We start from the raw sequence: 16,380 nt of genomic DNA on the forward strand, positions 1-16,380 counted from the left end.
GATAGATATCGGACAGCGGTCAACGGATTTGGGATGGGAGCAAAATGAGGGGGAGTGAAAGAAAAAATGATGATATTCAGAAAATGGATCTCGGTGATATTAGCGTTCCTAATAGTAGGAATGCTGGTTCCGCAGTATGCAATAGCCGAGTCGTCCGCATGGGAACTTCGAAGTCCTCTGCCGACGTCTCAGACGATGAACACGGTGGCCTATGGAAATAACATCTTCGTGGCAGTGGGCGAGTATGGAACGATTGTTACTTCCACAGACGGTGTAAGCTGGGCGAGTCCCAAGAGCAATACGTTATTCACTTTGTATAGCGTTGTATATGGCAATGGGAGATTTGTGGCAGTGGGAAGCAGTGGAACGGTTCTCACCTCAACCGATGGAGTGACCTGGCAAAGTCAAAAGGTGGGGAATACCAATATGTTGAGTGTTACTTTTGGTGCCGGCAAATTTGTGGCAGTAGGAGAAGCGGGATTAATACTGCTGTCAAGTGATGGTTCCACCTGGGTTAGCCAAACCAGTAGCGCAACGGGCTATCTCTGGGACGTAACCTATGGTGGAAACTGGTTTGTTGCTGTTGGTTTATCTGGTACGAGGATTGTCTCGAAAGATGGAGTGTCCTGGAAGGCGTACAACAGCACCAATGGAGATTCATATATCGGCGTGACTTATGGGAACAACCGCTTCGTGGCAGTTGATAACCAGGGAGCTATCGTATATTCGCAATCTATCTCGGATTCATCATGGACCTGGGCAATAGGCAAAAATAAAGGTAGTTCCGCTTCAGAGGGCTTTTCTGATGTCAGCTATGGCAACGGAAAGTTCGTGGCGGTAGGACATGGTGGTAAGGTGTACACTTCTTCCGATTCAGCCAGTAGCTGGCAAGTGCAGACTAGCGGCACGGGCAATAATCTTAACGGTGTTGTCTATGGCAGCAACAAATTTGTGGCAGTGGGCATTCGGGGAGCCCTCTTTAGCTCGGCAGATGGGACGATATGGACGAATCGGCTTCAAGGCTCCAGGCAAGCCATCAGAGAAATTAGTTTCATTAATAACCATTTTGTAGCGGTCGGTCCTTACGGAGAGTTGTTTTCCTCTACAGACGGTACATTCTGGGACAGAAAATTGATCGACTCCTCCGTTGGTTTAACAAATATCGAGTATGGTAATGACACTTACGTAGGGGTGGGGTTTAATGGGGCACTCCTTACTTCGACGGACGGAACAGTCTGGGCAAACAGGGCGTCAACCTGGACAGATGCTATATATGGCTTGAGTTATGGGGCTGGGAAGTTTGTAGCGACAGGTAATGCCGGTAAAGTTTGGACTTCGGCTGACGGAGTAATCTGGGCCTCCATTACGAGTCCTACATCGAATACGCTAAATGATACGATATACGCACATGATCGGTTTGTGGCGGTGGGGGTGGGAGGAACGATTATAACTTCGCCTGACGGGGAGAACTGGACGCTCCAAACGAGCGGTTCCCAGGTGAATCTGAAAAAATTAAGCTACGGAAGTGGAAAGTTTGTGGCAGTTGGTGAGTCCGGGACAATCCTGACTTCTGTCAACGGAATGGATTGGGTCGTGCAAGCAAGCGGGACAGCGAACACGCTTAATGGCGTGGGTTATGGCAATGGAACTTTTATAGCGGCAGGAAAAAGTGGGTTACTCTTAACATCAACGAATGGTACGAATTGGACAACTCAAGCGAGCGACAGGCAGGAAGAGCTTAACAGTGTAGGCTATGGTAACAATACCTTTGTGGTGGTTGGGCAAGATGGCATTATATTAAAGAAAATAGTGGAAGCAAACAGCATGATCAATCCGTTGGAGGAAAACTTCGACAAAAATACTACATCAGCGGGTTATGTCAATGTGAATGTTACGCTGACGTTGAACGGAAACATGTTAACCGGTATTGATAATCAGGCATCCTTATTGACTGCAGGCGAGGACTACACAGTTAGCGGTAATATAGTTACCATCAAAAAGGCGTATCTAGCGACACAAGTAGTAGGGACGACAAGTCTGAATTTCACGTTCAGCGCAGGAACATCCCAGACGCTGGACATTTCAATTCGTGATACGACACCGCAAGTTGCTACTGTCAGCTACGGATCAGGCGCTCATGGCACGATCAGCGGAACGAGTGAACAGGTGACAATTGGTGGGCATCCGGTGGCAGTTCCGACAGTGACGCCTGCAAGCGGCTACCGATTTGCAGGATGGAGCAGTGACGGTGGAGTTACGAAGTTCAGCAGTCAGCAGGTAGCGGCTACTAAGATAACTGCGGATGTTACCTACACGGCGCATTACACGTCGTTTGTCATGGGTGACGCGGATGGGGATGGTGTAGTTACGCCTGCTGATGCGCTGTTGTTGACAATGCATATTAAGGGCAAGATCACGCTGACGCCGGAGCAGTTGCAAGCGCTCGATATGAATGGCGACGGACAATGGGACGAAGCGGATATAAAAGCGATTCTCGCCATTGCCGCAGGAAAGGGCTGATTTTATGCTTTGGAAGAGATTAATATCGATTTTACTGACGGTTAGTATGATCTTGCCTTTTGGTACGTTTGTCAGCGCTGGTGCACCAGCTTCTAACTCGATGAAGGTGAGTGGTGGTGAAGGCTACCCTGGAGATACCGTTGACGTGGAGGTATACCTGATACCGAATCTTATCATCAACGAATACGATATTTCGATTGGTTTTGACACTTCTTCGTTGGAACTTGTGACTGGAAATGAAATTACGAATAATCTAGGTGTGAGTTTAAATGGAGATAGCTTCAATTCGGATTTCTCCAGTGATGGGACTATCAATGTACAAGCTGATCTGGTGAACTACTCGATTTTTGATGAAGCGAAGGTATTCACTCTTCATTTCAAGATCAAGGATACCGCACAGCCTGGAGAACTGACGCTGAGTGTACCTACGCACAATCTCTATGAAGGGGGGACACTTTCGTCGACAACGGTTGAAATGGGCAAAATTCAGGTTAATGCTGTAAAGCATACTGTGGCGTTTGATGCACAGGGAGGTAGCGCCGTTGGCAGCATTACAGATGTAAGCAGCGGCACAACGATCAGTGAGCCGCCAGCGCCGACAAAGGCCGGTTATACCTTCGCAGGCTGGTTCAAGGAGGAAGCAGGCACGAATGTCTGGAACTTCGCAACAGATAGGGTAACGTCCGATGTGACGCTATACGCAACATGGACGGCTGTTCAGTTGGCACAATATACCGTTACGTTCGATTCAAAGGGAGGCAGCGTTATTGACAGCACTGCCAATGTGAGTAGTGGAACGACGATTAGCGAACCGCCAGCGCCGACGAAGGCCGGTTATACCTTTGCAGGCTGGTTCAAAGAAGAAGCTGGCACAAATTCCTGGAACTTCGAAACGGATATGGTAACGTCCGATGTGATGCTATACGCAATATGGAAGCGTCATGCAGCAGAGATTCAGATCGGCTCGGTGAGCGGAACGCCCGGAACTACGGTAAAAGTACCTGTCTCCGTAGCCAACTCAACATATGGAATCGGAGCCTATGGAATACAAATTGATTTTGATACAGAAGCGTTGGAAGTAACGAAGATTGAAGGGGAAACGGGCAATAACTTCGACTCCAACTTCGATAACGTAGCAGGTTGGTTGAAAGCGATGTGGGCAGACAGCGATGCAGGTGACACACCGATTGCATCGGGAGAAAAACTGTTCACCGTCAGCTTCAAGATCAAAAGTGGAGCAACAACAGGGAGCAAGAAATTAACAGTAGAAACGGAAGAATTGAGCCATTTCTCCATAGCTAACTCGTTCGCGGTTGGAATGGAAAAAACACTGATGCCTGGTAAGGTTACGGTTAATGATGGACCGGTGCAATACACAGTGACGTATGATTCGCAGGGAGGTAGCACAGTTCCTGGGCTTACCCAGGTGAACAGTGGCACCACGATAAGTGCTCCGACAGAACCAACAAAGGTTGGCTTTATGTTTGCGGGATGGTATAAGGAAGTAGCGGTAACGAATGTGTGGAACTTCGCAACGGATAAAGTAATATCTGATGTGACGTTATACGCAAAGTGGACGAGTAGTACTTCCAACAATTCAAATAACTCTGGTGCGCCTTCAACAAACTCAAGCACAACAACAGTTGAGAAACCTGCTGGTCTGCAAATCATCGTCGATGGTGTCTTGAAAGATCAGATTGCGACAGGTTCCCTCACTAAAGAGAACGGTAAGACTGTACTGAGGGTCACAGTCGATCAAGCCAAACTGGTTGATCAGCTGAAGCAAGCAGCAGACAAGTCCACCGTAGTCATTCCCGTGACTACTAATGTGGAAAAGGTATCGGTGGTATTGACTGGCGATGCTGTGAAGAGCATGGAAACCAAGCAAGCCGTTTTGGAGGTTCAAACGCCAGGCGGAATCTACAAACTTCCTGCAGGGCAAATAGCCATCGACAAGATTTCCTCGACACTTGGGATACAGGTCAAACTGTCCGACATTGTCGTTCGTGTAGAGATTGCCAAGAGTGATGAGGCTACGGTCCTTCTTGCAGAGAAGGCAGCTGTTCAAGGAAACTATGCTGTTGTAGCTCCACCAGTCACTTTTAATGTAACGGCTTCCTACAATGGCAAAACGGTAAACGTAGAACAATTCAGCAGTTATGTGGAACGAGAAATTCCACTTCCCGCAGGTCTTAATCCAAGCAGGGTGACAACGGCTACGGTGCTCAATCCAGACGGCAGTGTTCGTCATGTGCCTACGTTCATCACGGCTAGAGAAGGGAAATATTATGCGGTCGTGAACAGCCTTACCAATAGCGACTACTCGCTGATCTGGCATCCAAAGACATTCGCGGATGTAGAAGGTCATTGGTCGAAACAGGCTGTAAACGATATGGCTTCACGAATGATCATCAAGGGGATAGATGAGAATCATTACAATCCGAATGCGGTCATTACACGGGCGGAATTCGCAGCGATTATGGTGCGCGCGCTGGGATTGGCGGACAATGGAAGCCAAACCACATTCATAGATGTGAAGTCCAGCGAATGGTATGCAGGAGCTGTTGCGAAGGCTGTGGAATACGGTTTGATCGAAGGCTACCAGAACCAGACATTTGCGCCTGCTCAGACGATTAGTCGTCAGGAAGCATTGGTGATTATGTCCCGGGCAATGAAACTCACATCGATTGAAACGGAAGGGGCAGATGTGGAGTCTGTGCTATCTCCGTTTGCAGATCAGACGGCGATTTCTTCTTGGGCCAAGTCGGCAGTAGCCACAGCTGTGAATAACGGACTTGTGGAGGGCTCAGAAGAAGGTTTGATGCCGACAGGCAAGCTTACTCGGGCCGAAACTGCGGCAATTGTTCAGAGACTTTTGATCAAGGCCAAGTTGATCAATAACGGCGATTCTATCTAAAGTTAATCGAAAAAATTAAGACAGTTCAAAACCAGCCTCTTTTCCGATTAAGGTGGAAGTGAGAGCTGGTTTTGTCTGTTTATCGATGAATGGCATTCTGATTAGGAAAGGGACAAAGCATTAGACTCGGAGAAGGCCGTTATCTGGAAATCATCTTCCTGTGGGTGACCCGATATTTTCTTGCCTAATTCGACAACTTCATATACTATTTTCACATTACATAGTGCTTCAAGCATGTAGTTTTTGGGTAGTCGTAGTCGAAAAGGCTTACATACAGGTGTGAGAGGAAGAGGATTGGATGGTCGGTTTTTTCAAGAAACGTTTGGTTGTTCGCATTGTTGCCATTGTTACATTGGTCATTGTGATTATATCTGCGGGAAGCATGCTGCTTCAGCTGGCGAATATGAAGCTAGCCGCGCAGGAGGCCATATCGAGTTATAATATTCAAATTGCCGAGAGTTATGTGAAACAGCTGGATGCAGAGCCGTATGTGGAATTTGCCAAAGATCCCAAGGAAAATGACGCGTTCTTGAAGATTCGTAATGAGCTGGATGATTTTCGTGTGAGCATCGGTGCGATGTATGTGTATTTTGTGAAAATAGACGATACAGGCACGCCTCTCATTATGGTGGACGGCATGAAAGATGTAGATAAAGCATCACCGATCAATGAAGTGACGGATATCCCAGGTGATGCAGTCCAAAAGCTCCAGCAAGGGAAAACAGCCAGTTCCCCTATCATTCATAATGAGGAGTATGGCGAATATATTTCCTCATACGCTCCGATTTTGGACAGTAATGGAGCTTTGACAGGTGTGATTGGAATTGATACGGCTGTGTCGGTCATTGGAAGTATTGAGTCAGATATTATGAAGTCAAGCATTCCATTATATGCCCTGTTGTTGTTCATCACGATTGCAGGCATCGCGGTTGTATTGTGGTTCATCGTAAGAGGCCTGCGACCGCTGAAACCGTTGAAGGCAAGCGTCGAACAAATGGCGCAAGGTGAGCTGGCGGAAGCGAACCGAATCCTGACAGCCTATCGGCTGCAGAGTGAGGATGAGATTGGCAGCACATTCAAGGCGATGATTCATATGTCTGGGGACTTAAATAAAATGATCGGCGAAATGGTGGCGGGTGTCTCGGTAACCACCGATATTCTCGCGGAATCAACGGAGCAATTCAATCGTGATGCAGAAGACATGCTTGAGATGAACAAGAGCGTTGACCAGTCCGTGCAGCAGATCAGACAGGGAGCACATACCCAGAAGCAAGGTGCTAGCGACAGCGCTAATGCGATGGAAGAGATCGCAAAAGGCATTACCGATATTTCAGAGTCCTCTACAGCCGTGTCCGACGCTGCAACAACTGCACTTGCTACGGCACAATCAGGTAAGCAGAGCATGACGCAAATGAAGAAACAGATGGAGAGCATTTCGGCTGTATCTGCTGAAGTTGTAGCCATGGTCCAAGTGCTTAACAACTTCTCGCAGCAAATCGGCGGTGCGCTTCATACGGTGCGGGATTTTGCGAGTCAGACTAAGCTGCTGGCGCTGAATGCTTCAATTGAAGCCGCTCATGCAGGGGAGCATGGGAAGGGATTTGCCGTTGTAGCGGATGAAGTACGAAAATTGGCGGAGGCTTCAGGCACATCTGTGCAGACGATATCGGATTTGTTGCTCAGCATTCAACAGGAGTCAGAGCATATTGGAACACAGATGGATGTTACCTCCCAAGAGATCGGCCAGGGGGTGACGAGCACAGCAGAAGCAGAGCTTGCCTTCACGCATATGGTTGAGGCGTTTCGAGTGGTGACACGTCGTATCCAGGAGGTTTCCGCAGCAGCGGAAGAGATATCGGCGGGTTCCGAGGAAGCGGCAGCATCGGTCAACACCATCTCGCAAATTTCATCCGGCGTTTCAGATCATTCAGATGACATTTATCGCTTAACAGGGGAGCAGTCGAGCATGTTCCGGAAGGTGGCACAAACGTCCACCCTGCTGAGGCAGCAAACGATTGAGATGAGCGAAGCTGTAAGAAAAGTAAAGGTATGACGACAAGAGCCATGCAAAAATTCTGGTGGAAATCGGCTGTTAATAGTGTGGAAAATGGAGCGAATAGCATTTGCTGCTCGATTCCGATTCTTTAGCTCAGAATAACGCTGAAAAGGGATACCCTCTGTCATGTTAATGACTTATGGGCATCCCTTTTTGTGTTATCCGTGCTTATTACCATTTGCGAGAATTATGAATCATAACGGTAGCAAATTGCTTTGCCCCCACCACTCTCGGAACTGAATTCCGGGTCTTCTACAAAACCGAAACGCTCGTATAATCGGATGGCGTTGACCATCTGGCCGCCCGTATATAAATACACCGTATTTTTGCCCATGTCTTTAGCAGACTCAACACATTGTTGAAGCAATTCTCTGGCAATACCGTGACCTCTCCACTTGGGATCAACACCCAACAGTCGAATAAACGGATAATCAATAGGCAACTCGAAGTTCGGGTAAGCCTTATGCGCTGTCTCAAACAATTGCACCGTTCCGACAATCTGATTATCAATTTTGGCAATCCATAATTGCTTAATATAAGGATTGCTCGGCGATTCCCGAATGTCCTTCAAATAATGTTCCCATTGTTCCTGTGTTTGGAACGTGTCCCGGTACTCGGAGTAACTTTCAATGAGAATATGTACAATTTCTTCATGGTCAGCTTCTGTAGCGGGATGAATCTTTACTGCCGTAGTCATCTCAAGTTCTCCTTCTGATCTTGGTTTGATAAGAGATATAGTTGACTTGAATTGTATCACACCCAATGGTACTGGATTAATTCAAATTTTCTATATATGACTCATGAAATTCTATGAGTTGGTATAATCCGCACAAGCACATCCAAGGTTCGCACGTATAAGGTTCATTATAGGCGATTGAGCTGTGTGGAATACAAATTATTGCGATATTCGGTGGGTGTATTGCCTTCGTATTGTTTGAACATGCGCAGGAAAAGTTTGTAATCCGAAAAACCGCATTGCCCCGCAATTTCTTTCACACTGGCATTGGTATTGAGCAGCATCTGCTTGGCCCGGCGAATCCGTTCCGTGAGGATATAGGTTTTGAGCCCAATGCCTTTCTCACGTTTCACCATTTTGGAGATATAGTCCTTGTTAAAATTAAAAGTCTCGGCAATCTTACCAACCGTAATGTCGGTATGCAGATGAATATCCACCCACTTGCAGATGTGGTCAACGATCGCATTGTGCGGTCGATAACCCGCCTGTGTATTGCGTTCCAGTTCTTTGAGCAGCAGCAGCAATGCCGCGTCTGCTTCTTCCGGTGAGAACGATGAACTATGCAGCAATTGCTTGAACAGCTGATTGGCGGTGGACGGAACCTGAATAGTCGCATGGGTGGGATACTGGTCGAACTCTTTCTCAATCGAATCATAATGAACCCAGTAGAAGCTGACGGGAGCATCGCTAACCTGATAGCCGTAATGGGTGCGTCCAGCTCTCAGAAACAGCAGATCATTTGCACGAACCACGAACTGCTCGTCCTCCTCCGCAATGTACATCTCGCCTTCCAACATCAAAATGACCTCGTGAACAGGCATGCTGCGCTTCATATGACTCCAATTGCCTTCGGTTATGAACTTGCCGCACAGGTAATGTTCCAATGGCTTTTGCATAGGACGGATTTCTCCACCTTTTCTTGGATTATGAGTCTGATGTAGTTGTATTTTATTTGATAATATGAGGATATTCAAGGCCTGTATGAAGAAAGTTCGTAAGGGACACATGAATTTCAACACGGATTTTACCCTTTGTACAATTATATAAGCACTTCTAAATATCCACTACATACCGAGGAGGAGCGAGCAGAATGATTGAAACCAAAAAGGGATTTCTGGGACCTGAGCATGTAGATCTGTTAAATGGCGTTTTTCAAACGTCACAGGAAGTTGGAGAAAAGTATTTGTTATCACTGGACATTGATCGTTTTCTGGCACCATGTTTTGAGGCCCATGGGTTACCGAAGAAAAAGGAACGATACGCGGGTTGGGAGGCGCGCTCGATTAGCGGGCATTCCCTTGGACACTATCTGTCTGCCTTGGCAGTGACCTATCAGGCGACAGGTAATGAAACGTTAAAGCAAACGCTGGATTATGCCGTCAACGAGCTTGCATCCATTCAGCTGACAACGGGCAGCGGGTATGTCGGCGGCTTGTCCGAAGAAGCTTTCCGTATTGCATTTCGGGCAGAGCATATTGGTGGTTTTAACATCGGCGAATACTGGGTGCCTTGGTACAGTGTGCACAAAATCTATCGTGGTCTGATTGACGCTTACAAATTAACGGGCAATCAACAGGCTCTTGAGGTGGTAACACGGTTTGCGGATTGGGCGGTGGACGGTCTAAGCCCGATGACAGAAGAACAGATGCAGGTCATGCTTCTATGTGAACACGGCGGTATGAACGAAGTGTTTGCACATTTGTATGGAATCACCGGGAAATCTTTATATCTTGAGATAGCCAAAAAATTCACACATCAATTGATCCTCGAACCGTTGGAGCACAAGCAGGACGATCTTCAGGGCAAACATGCGAATACGCAGATTCCGAAAGTCATCGGTGCAGCCGAAATATACAATCAGGATCATAATCACGAGAGCTACCGGACAGCGGCGGAGTTTTTCTGGGACACTACGATCCATCATCGGTCTTATGTATTTGGTGCTACGAGCATTTCGGAGCATTATGAAGCGAAAGGCATGGAGAGTCTGGGCATCAAAACCGGAGAGAGCTGCTGTACCCACAACATGATGCATCTGACGAAGCAGCTCTACACATGGAATCCCGACAGTGCCTACATGGACTATTATGAAAATGCGATCTACAACCATATCCTGGGCACACAGGACCCGGACACAGGCAACAAAACGTATTTTGCATCAACACTGCAAGGCCACTACAAAATCTACGGTACTCACGATACCGCCTGGTGGTGCTGTACAGGATCTGGCATGGAGAACCCGGGCAAATACGCCGAGGCGATCTATTTCGAGGATGAGCAGGATCTGTACGTTAACCTGTATATTGCTTCCCAGTTGGACTGGAGATCCCAAGGCATGTCGCTGAAGCTCGAAACCGACTTTCCTTATTCGGAAAAGGTAACCCTTACGATCACCGAAGGCAGCGCCTCGGCCAATCTTAGACTACGTGTGCCCTCATGGCTACAGGAGCCAATGACGGCAACGGTCAACGGGGATACGGCCCATCCGCATACCCGGATGGAACCCGGATACCTCGACATCGAGCGTACATGGACCGCTGGCGATGTCATCACCATCACGCTGCCGATGTCGCTCCACCAATACACGTCCAGGGACGATGCACACAAAGTGGCATTCCTGTACGGTCCGATTGTGCTGGCAGGGTCTTTGGGAAGCGAAGGGCTGCCCGAGGATACCATCGTGGACGAAACGGCACTGAATCCCAAAACCGCACCTTTACCTGTAATTTGGACAGAGAAGGAGGATGTGCGTGAATGGATCAAGCTTGTAGACGCAAGTACGTTAACGTTTGAGATCAGCAAGGATGTTACATCGGACGGCAACCCAGTTAGGCTGATCCCGTTCTATGATGTACATCATGAGTTCTATACGGTCTATTGGCCGTTCAACGATGAAGGGGATGCGCTTGAGAAGGAATTGAATGATATCACCATCGACAGGGTGCAGCCTGACGGTCAGCAGGATGAGATTGGACATCATCTGGATAGCAATTGCCGTGCAGAACATCATAACGGTTCCTATACAGACAGCCGCAATAAGCTCCATATGTGGCGGGAAGCTTTTGGTGTCAGCAGGGCTTACTTCAGCTACCAGCTGGCGGTGGATGGTTCTGCACCGAACTATGTATGCGTGGCATACTGGGGCGGGGATCATTCTCCTTTTGAACGGGAAGGAACACGGCATGAAAGAATATTTAGTATCGCCGTCGATGGAAATGTGGTCGGTGAACAGCGGATTCATATGAACAAGATCGGTGAAGTGTTCTTCGTTACCTATGACATCCCTCAGATGGTTACGTCAGGTAAAGACAGTGTGCGAGTTGCATTCCAAGCGTTGGACGACAACGGATGTGCCGGAAAAGTGGTGGAGGTACGTACAACGCGCAGCAAACCGGAATCTATCTTTTCGTAAAAGAGGCATTGTATGAAATTGGGCAAACACAATGGTATAATAATAGTAAAATGCTGATTAGGTAAAAGAGGAGGATGGAAGTGTGGCAAAACCGGATAATAAAGGCATCTATAGTTTTCAGGATTGGTTAACTTGGGAGGGGACTTGGGAGTTAATTAACGGCAAAGCTTTCAATATGTCTCCAGCCCCCACCTCATTACACCAGTTTATTGTGGGTGAGCTGCACTTCTCCTTGCGTGCTTTTTTTCAGAATCGGAAATGTATCGTCTTTGTTGCTCCCTTTGACGTGTATTTCAGCGAGAATGAACAGTATGACGTACCTGATCATGTTGTCCAACCGGATTTATCGGTGGTTTGTTCCAAAGACCAAATAACCAAAAACGGCTGTCAAGGTGCGCCGTCTCTAATCATAGAAGTACTTTCTCCTTCAACTGCGCTGAAGGATTTTAACGAGAAGTTTAATCTGTATCAGAAATACGGTGTGAATGAATACTGGATTGTTGACCCTGGCAATCAGACCGTTCATGTGTATACATTGGAAGAAGGCAGTTACCAGAACCGTCATCTGTACACGGAGCAAGAAACGATTCAATCGGTGTTATATCCGGAACTGGAGATTCCGCTTCGGAATTTATTCAAGCTGAATTAGATCTGACAATATCATCATCACTCCGGCGCTGGCGTCGGGGTGTTTTTGCTTTTTATCGTATCGAATAAGCCCTATATAAAAAATGACACGTACTGCAAATTTCCACGTATTACCTGATAACATTTCTTTTTCCGCCACCGATTGTTCAAGGGCGCCAGGCTCGGTTCCCAAAGGTTACAAAATCTTATCCGCGTTGTCCCTCTAAAGATGAAATGGGATAAGCCCAAGCCACGTATATTATGAATATCCATATTAATCCACCCGAATGCGGCAACATCATGTACAATGAAATAAAGTTCCAATGGTAAATATCGACATAAAGCTTCAACACATAGCGCGAAAGGAGGTCTGATGATTTACATGATAAAGTACATAAAACTGCTGGGGCTGATCTTCGGCGTTGTGGTCATGAATGTTCTATTGTTCTCACCAGGATTCATCGGACTGGAGTTTGGCGGGGGAGCATTTACAACAGCGCTCTCGGTGACATTTCTGTTCGGTAGCGTGATGGCTCTTTTCTATGGAAGCTACACTTTATTGTTCAGACAGCCGGTAGTCTTGCCTGTGAAGAATATCGAAACCCATGAAGATTATGTGGAAGCGTTATCCTTTTATCGACGAATTAAAGTACTTGAGGAAGATATCACATTGGGATTATCTCAACTAAGCCGCATGAAGAAAAAGAAAGAAACCCTCCTGAACGTGTTGAATCAGCGATTTGATCCAGGGGAACTGAGTTACAAGAAATTTGCTTCGGTCACCCTCGAGGTGGAGAAGCTGTTATACCTCAACATCCGAAGTGTACTTAACCGACTCAATGTGTTCGATGAAGCGGAGTACGCCAGCCTGATGAAGTCCAAATCCGCTACACTTCCCCAAAAGCTCTTTCAGGAAAAGACCAAAGTATATAACGACTATCTGAGCTATGTGAAAAACTCGCTTCATACCAATGAGGAAATTCTTTTGAAGCTTGACCAATTGATGCTGGAAATCTCCCGCTTGGACAGCTTTGAAGCAGGAGATATTGAACAAATGCCATGTATGCAAGAAATTGACCAATTAATCAAGCACACCAAATTATACAGACAGTGAGGGGTTGTACGTATGGCTAAGAAGGGAAAGTTTTTTTTCATATCGATCGTGATGCTGGTACTCGTGTTTGGCCTCGTATATGCAGGGATTACGCTGACGTCGAACGTTGGTAAATCCAGTACACAGGTAACGACAGAGAATGCAGGCAAAGAGTTAGGCAAGTTGTATGCGGACATTGCGCCGGCAACGGCTGAACCTGTGAAGGGACAGATTGATCTCGATCCGGTGGATGTGGCTGAATCACTGCCGGACATCTCCAAATTTCCGATCACGGTCGAGAATACAACGAATGATTATATAGAGATCTTTTCTTCCATTGAAAAGGCGGGAACCGGAGCAGATGGCTGGTTGACCGAGGTCACCGAAGAGTTCAACAAGGCTAACATTACCGTTGGCGGCAAACAGGTTTCAGTGAAATTACGTAATATCGCATCCGGTACGGCTGCTGATTATATTAAGTCTGGTAAATATGTGCCTGATGCGTACACTCCCTCGAATGAGTTATGGGGCGAGATGGTAGCTGCAAGCGGAGTAAAGACAGACCTGGTATCCAAAAGACTGGTGGGGAACGTTCCTGGTATCGTCATCTCGAAAGCCAAATATGATGCGCTGGTCGACACGTACGGATCGGTTAATGTAAAAACCGTGACCGAAGCGATTGCCAACAATGAGCTCGCGATGGGGTACACCGATCCGTTCGCCAGCTCCACGGGGCTGAACTTTCTCGTGACGGCACTCAACACATACGACAGCTCCAATCCGCTTGGTGAGAAAGCGATTGAGGGTTTTGAGAAGTTCCAAGCGAACGTACCGTTTACGGCGTCCACAACCATTCAGATGCGTGAGGCAGCCAAGTCAGGGCGACTGGACGCATTTGTACTGGAGTACCAGACTTACGTAAACACCGCAGATCTGAAAAGTGGATATGTCTTTACCCCTTTTGGCGTAAGACATGACAGCCCGCTGTATGCACTGGGGCAACTGCCGCAGAACAAGCAAGAGATCATTAAGAAGTATGCGGAATTCGTAACCCAAGCGAAGTATCAGCAATCGGCTGAGGAATTCGGTTTCAACGGTTTGCAGGATTACAAGTCCGAATTGAACACAGTGGATGGTGGCACCTTGTTGTCCGCTCAGAAAGTATGGAAAGAGAAAAAGAACGGCAGTAAACCGATTGCCGCCGTATTTGTAACCGACGTATCCGGGAGTATGGACGGCGAACCGCTGAACCGACTCAAGGAATCATTGCGCAAAGGCCAGAAGTTTCTTGGCACAGACAACAGTATCGGCCTCGTCTCTTATTCTAGTGGAGTAACTGTGAACCTGCCGATTGCCAAGTATGATACGAATCAGCAGTCGATGTTTGTTGGTACGGTGGATAGCCTGCAAGCGGGTGGCGGTACGGCAACCTTTGATGGGATCGTCGTGGCGATGAAGATGCTGGAAGATTATATGGCTACTGATCCAAATGTGAAGCCACTGATCTTTGTCCTAAGTGATGGAGAAACCAATGAAGGTCATACACTGAAGGATATTCGTGATCTGGTCGAAACGTACAAAGTGCCGATCTACACGATTGGTTATAACGCGGACATTAAAGCTTTGGAGAGCATCTCCAGCATTAACGAAGCGGCGAGCATTAACGCGGATACAGACGATGTTGTATACAAAATCGGTAACCTGTTCAACGTGCAGATGTAGCACGGGGATTGCACTCAAATTGACCTAATGTAAGGTACATTATTCCATTTTGTATAGCACGTAATTGAAGGGGGAACTTGGATGTCGTTTTCGATGGAGATACCTAGCCAGAAGGAAATTCAGAAGGTGATTGAGGAGGAAATAAAGCCCGTACCTGCCGAGGTGACGGAGCTGCAGCAAGTCGCAAATGCCAACGTGGAGATGATCATGACACTGGATCTCGAATCGTTGGAGAAACGCAAGGAGATTCTGCAATCCATTGATGGCTTTGGCATGAATACGATGAGATCCTCTTCCGAGAAAAACGCGTTGCTTCAAGTCTCCGTTGGACATCTGTCCAAGACGGGAGACGAGGGCGGTCAGGTCGCCAAAGGCTTGACCGAGCTGCATATACAACTGAAGGATCTGGACCCCAGCGTGGTCGATTTCGCCAAGACCGGATTCCTTGGCAAATTGTTCAATCCGCTGCGGGCGTATTTCCTGAAATACCAGAAGGCTGACGCGGTCATCGCCGATATTGTGACCTCGCTGGATAAAGGCAGAGCGACCTTGAGAAACGACAATACAACACTGGAAATTGAACAGCAAAATCTTCGGGAGCTCACCAAACGACTGCAAAAGGAAATTCAGCTTGGGGTGCTGATGGATGAGTCGATTGACGCACAGATCGAAGCCGCCAAGGTGCGTAATGAGGACCCGGAGAAAGTTCGCTTCATTACCGAAGAAGTGCTGTTCCCGCTACGTCAGCGGGTCATGGATTTACAGCAAATGCTGGTGGTGAACCAGCAGGGCATCATGGCGATTGAAGTTGTCATTCGCAACAACAAGGAATTGATCCGCGGTGTGGATCGGGCCAAAAATGTAACGATCTCGGCATTGAAAATTGCCGTCACTGTTGCGAGTGCACTGTACAATCAGAAGATTGTATTGCAGAAAATTGAACTGCTTAACCGGACGACCAACGACCTGATCGCAGGTACGTCCAAAATGCTGAAAGATCAGGGCATTGCCATCCAGAAGCAAGCTTATGAGGCCAGCATTTCCGTTGATACGATGAAGCAGGCCTTCACAGATGTGCTTTCCGCGCTCGACTCCATCAGTCTCTATAAGCAGGAGGCTTTGCCACGGATGCGGGAAACTATTAATCAATTCCGTGAACTGGCGGATACCGGGGAGCAGCAGATTCAGCGGTTGGAGAAAGGGCAGAAGCTGGGGCTGTAGTTTGAAGGGCAGTTAGAAGAACACAAGGAAGTTCCATGCATGACCTCAAAAAACGGTTGAACTCAGATAAGATCTG

General features: G+C 47.4%; 11 protein-coding genes. 8 read left to right on the top strand and 3 right to left on the bottom strand.

Going from position 1 to position 16,380, the window contains the following annotated elements; translation table 11 throughout:
• Positions 1–120 precede the first annotated feature (120 nt).
• From AC4PM4_RS06550 to AC4PM4_RS06560, 3 genes are all read left to right on the top strand, one after another.
• Positions 121–2,520: a X2-like carbohydrate binding domain-containing protein gene (locus tag AC4PM4_RS06550; protein ID WP_491613141.1), complete on the top strand. Its 2,400-nt coding sequence runs from the start codon at positions 121–123 to the stop codon at positions 2,518–2,520.
• A gap of 4 nt (positions 2,521–2,524) precedes the next feature.
• On the top strand, positions 2,525–5,437 hold the full coding sequence (locus AC4PM4_RS06555) for an InlB B-repeat-containing protein (RefSeq protein ID WP_491613142.1): 2,913 nt from the start codon (positions 2,525–2,527) through the stop codon (positions 5,435–5,437).
• Between the two features lie 298 nt (positions 5,438–5,735).
• Complete coding sequence (locus AC4PM4_RS06560) at positions 5,736–7,490, top strand: methyl-accepting chemotaxis protein (protein WP_491613143.1); 1,755 nt, start codon at positions 5,736–5,738, stop codon at positions 7,488–7,490.
• A 190-nt stretch (positions 7,491–7,680) separates the two neighbouring features.
• Here AC4PM4_RS06560 and AC4PM4_RS06565 read toward each other — a convergent pair whose 3' ends face one another.
• A complete protein-coding gene (locus tag AC4PM4_RS06565) occupies positions 7,681–8,190 on the bottom strand; it encodes a GNAT family N-acetyltransferase (protein ID WP_072735062.1) in 510 nt (169 codons plus the stop codon).
• A gap of 167 nt (positions 8,191–8,357) precedes the next feature.
• The gene (locus tag AC4PM4_RS06570; protein WP_143038109.1) at positions 8,358–9,125 is read right to left on the bottom strand and encodes an AraC family transcriptional regulator; all 768 of its coding nucleotides are present in this window, start codon (positions 9,123–9,125) and stop codon (positions 8,358–8,360) included.
• A gap of 194 nt (positions 9,126–9,319) precedes the next feature.
• On the opposite strand from AC4PM4_RS06570, the gene AC4PM4_RS06575 reads away from it, so the two are divergent.
• Positions 9,320–11,641: a beta-L-arabinofuranosidase domain-containing protein gene (locus AC4PM4_RS06575; protein ID WP_491613145.1), complete on the top strand. Its 2,322-nt coding sequence runs from the start codon at positions 9,320–9,322 to the stop codon at positions 11,639–11,641.
• A gap of 82 nt (positions 11,642–11,723) precedes the next feature.
• Positions 11,724–12,290 (top strand): Uma2 family endonuclease, encoded by a 567-nt coding sequence (locus AC4PM4_RS06580; RefSeq protein WP_488731065.1) that lies wholly within the window; start codon positions 11,724–11,726, stop codon positions 12,288–12,290.
• Here AC4PM4_RS06580 and AC4PM4_RS06585 read toward each other — a convergent pair.
• Positions 12,273–12,461, bottom strand: a complete 189-nt coding sequence (locus AC4PM4_RS06585; RefSeq protein WP_491613146.1) for a hypothetical protein — start codon at positions 12,459–12,461, stop codon at positions 12,273–12,275. The genes AC4PM4_RS06580 and AC4PM4_RS06585 overlap by 18 nt on opposite strands.
• Positions 12,462–12,650: 189 nt before the next feature.
• On the opposite strand from AC4PM4_RS06585, the gene AC4PM4_RS06590 reads away from it, so the two are divergent.
• The 3 genes from AC4PM4_RS06590 to AC4PM4_RS06600 all read left to right on the top strand — a co-directional run bounded on the left by AC4PM4_RS06590 (position 12,651) and on the right by AC4PM4_RS06600 (position 16,304).
• Positions 12,651–13,382, top strand: a complete 732-nt coding sequence (locus AC4PM4_RS06590; RefSeq protein ID WP_063566066.1) for a hypothetical protein — start codon at positions 12,651–12,653, stop codon at positions 13,380–13,382.
• 12 nt (positions 13,383–13,394) lie between these two features.
• Positions 13,395–15,083, top strand: a complete 1,689-nt coding sequence (locus AC4PM4_RS06595; RefSeq protein ID WP_491613147.1) for a vWA domain-containing protein — start codon at positions 13,395–13,397, stop codon at positions 15,081–15,083.
• Between the two features lie 81 nt (positions 15,084–15,164).
• Positions 15,165–16,304 (top strand): toxic anion resistance protein, encoded by a 1,140-nt coding sequence (locus AC4PM4_RS06600; RefSeq protein ID WP_491613148.1) that lies wholly within the window; start codon positions 15,165–15,167, stop codon positions 16,302–16,304.
• Positions 16,305–16,380 lie beyond the last annotated feature (76 nt).

The sequence above is a fragment of the Paenibacillus sp. MDV22-iso6 genome, assembly GCF_058408365.1.

Bases quoted from the DNA above. Each gene is read 5' to 3' on its own strand.
- AC4PM4_RS06550 (WP_491613141.1), top strand. From the start codon at position 121: ATGCTGGTTCCGCAGTATGCAATAGCCGAGTCGTCCGCATGGGAACTT.
- AC4PM4_RS06560 (WP_491613143.1), top strand. From the start codon at position 5,736: ATGGTCGGTTTTTTCAAGAAACGTTTGGTTGTTCGCATTGTTGCCATT.
- AC4PM4_RS06590 (WP_063566066.1), top strand. From the start codon at position 12,651: ATGATAAAGTACATAAAACTGCTGGGGCTGATCTTCGGCGTTGTGGTC.
- AC4PM4_RS06600 (WP_491613148.1), top strand. From the start codon at position 15,165: ATGTCGTTTTCGATGGAGATACCTAGCCAGAAGGAAATTCAGAAGGTG.
- AC4PM4_RS06575 (WP_491613145.1), top strand. From the start codon at position 9,320: ATGATTGAAACCAAAAAGGGATTTCTGGGACCTGAGCATGTAGATCTG.
- AC4PM4_RS06595 (WP_491613147.1), top strand. From the start codon at position 13,395: ATGGCTAAGAAGGGAAAGTTTTTTTTCATATCGATCGTGATGCTGGTA.
- AC4PM4_RS06565 (WP_072735062.1), bottom strand. From the start codon at position 8,190: ATGACTACGGCAGTAAAGATTCATCCCGCTACAGAAGCTGACCATGAA.
- AC4PM4_RS06555 (WP_491613142.1), top strand. From the start codon at position 2,525: ATGCTTTGGAAGAGATTAATATCGATTTTACTGACGGTTAGTATGATC.
- AC4PM4_RS06570 (WP_143038109.1), bottom strand. From the start codon at position 9,125: ATGCAAAAGCCATTGGAACATTACCTGTGCGGCAAGTTCATAACCGAA.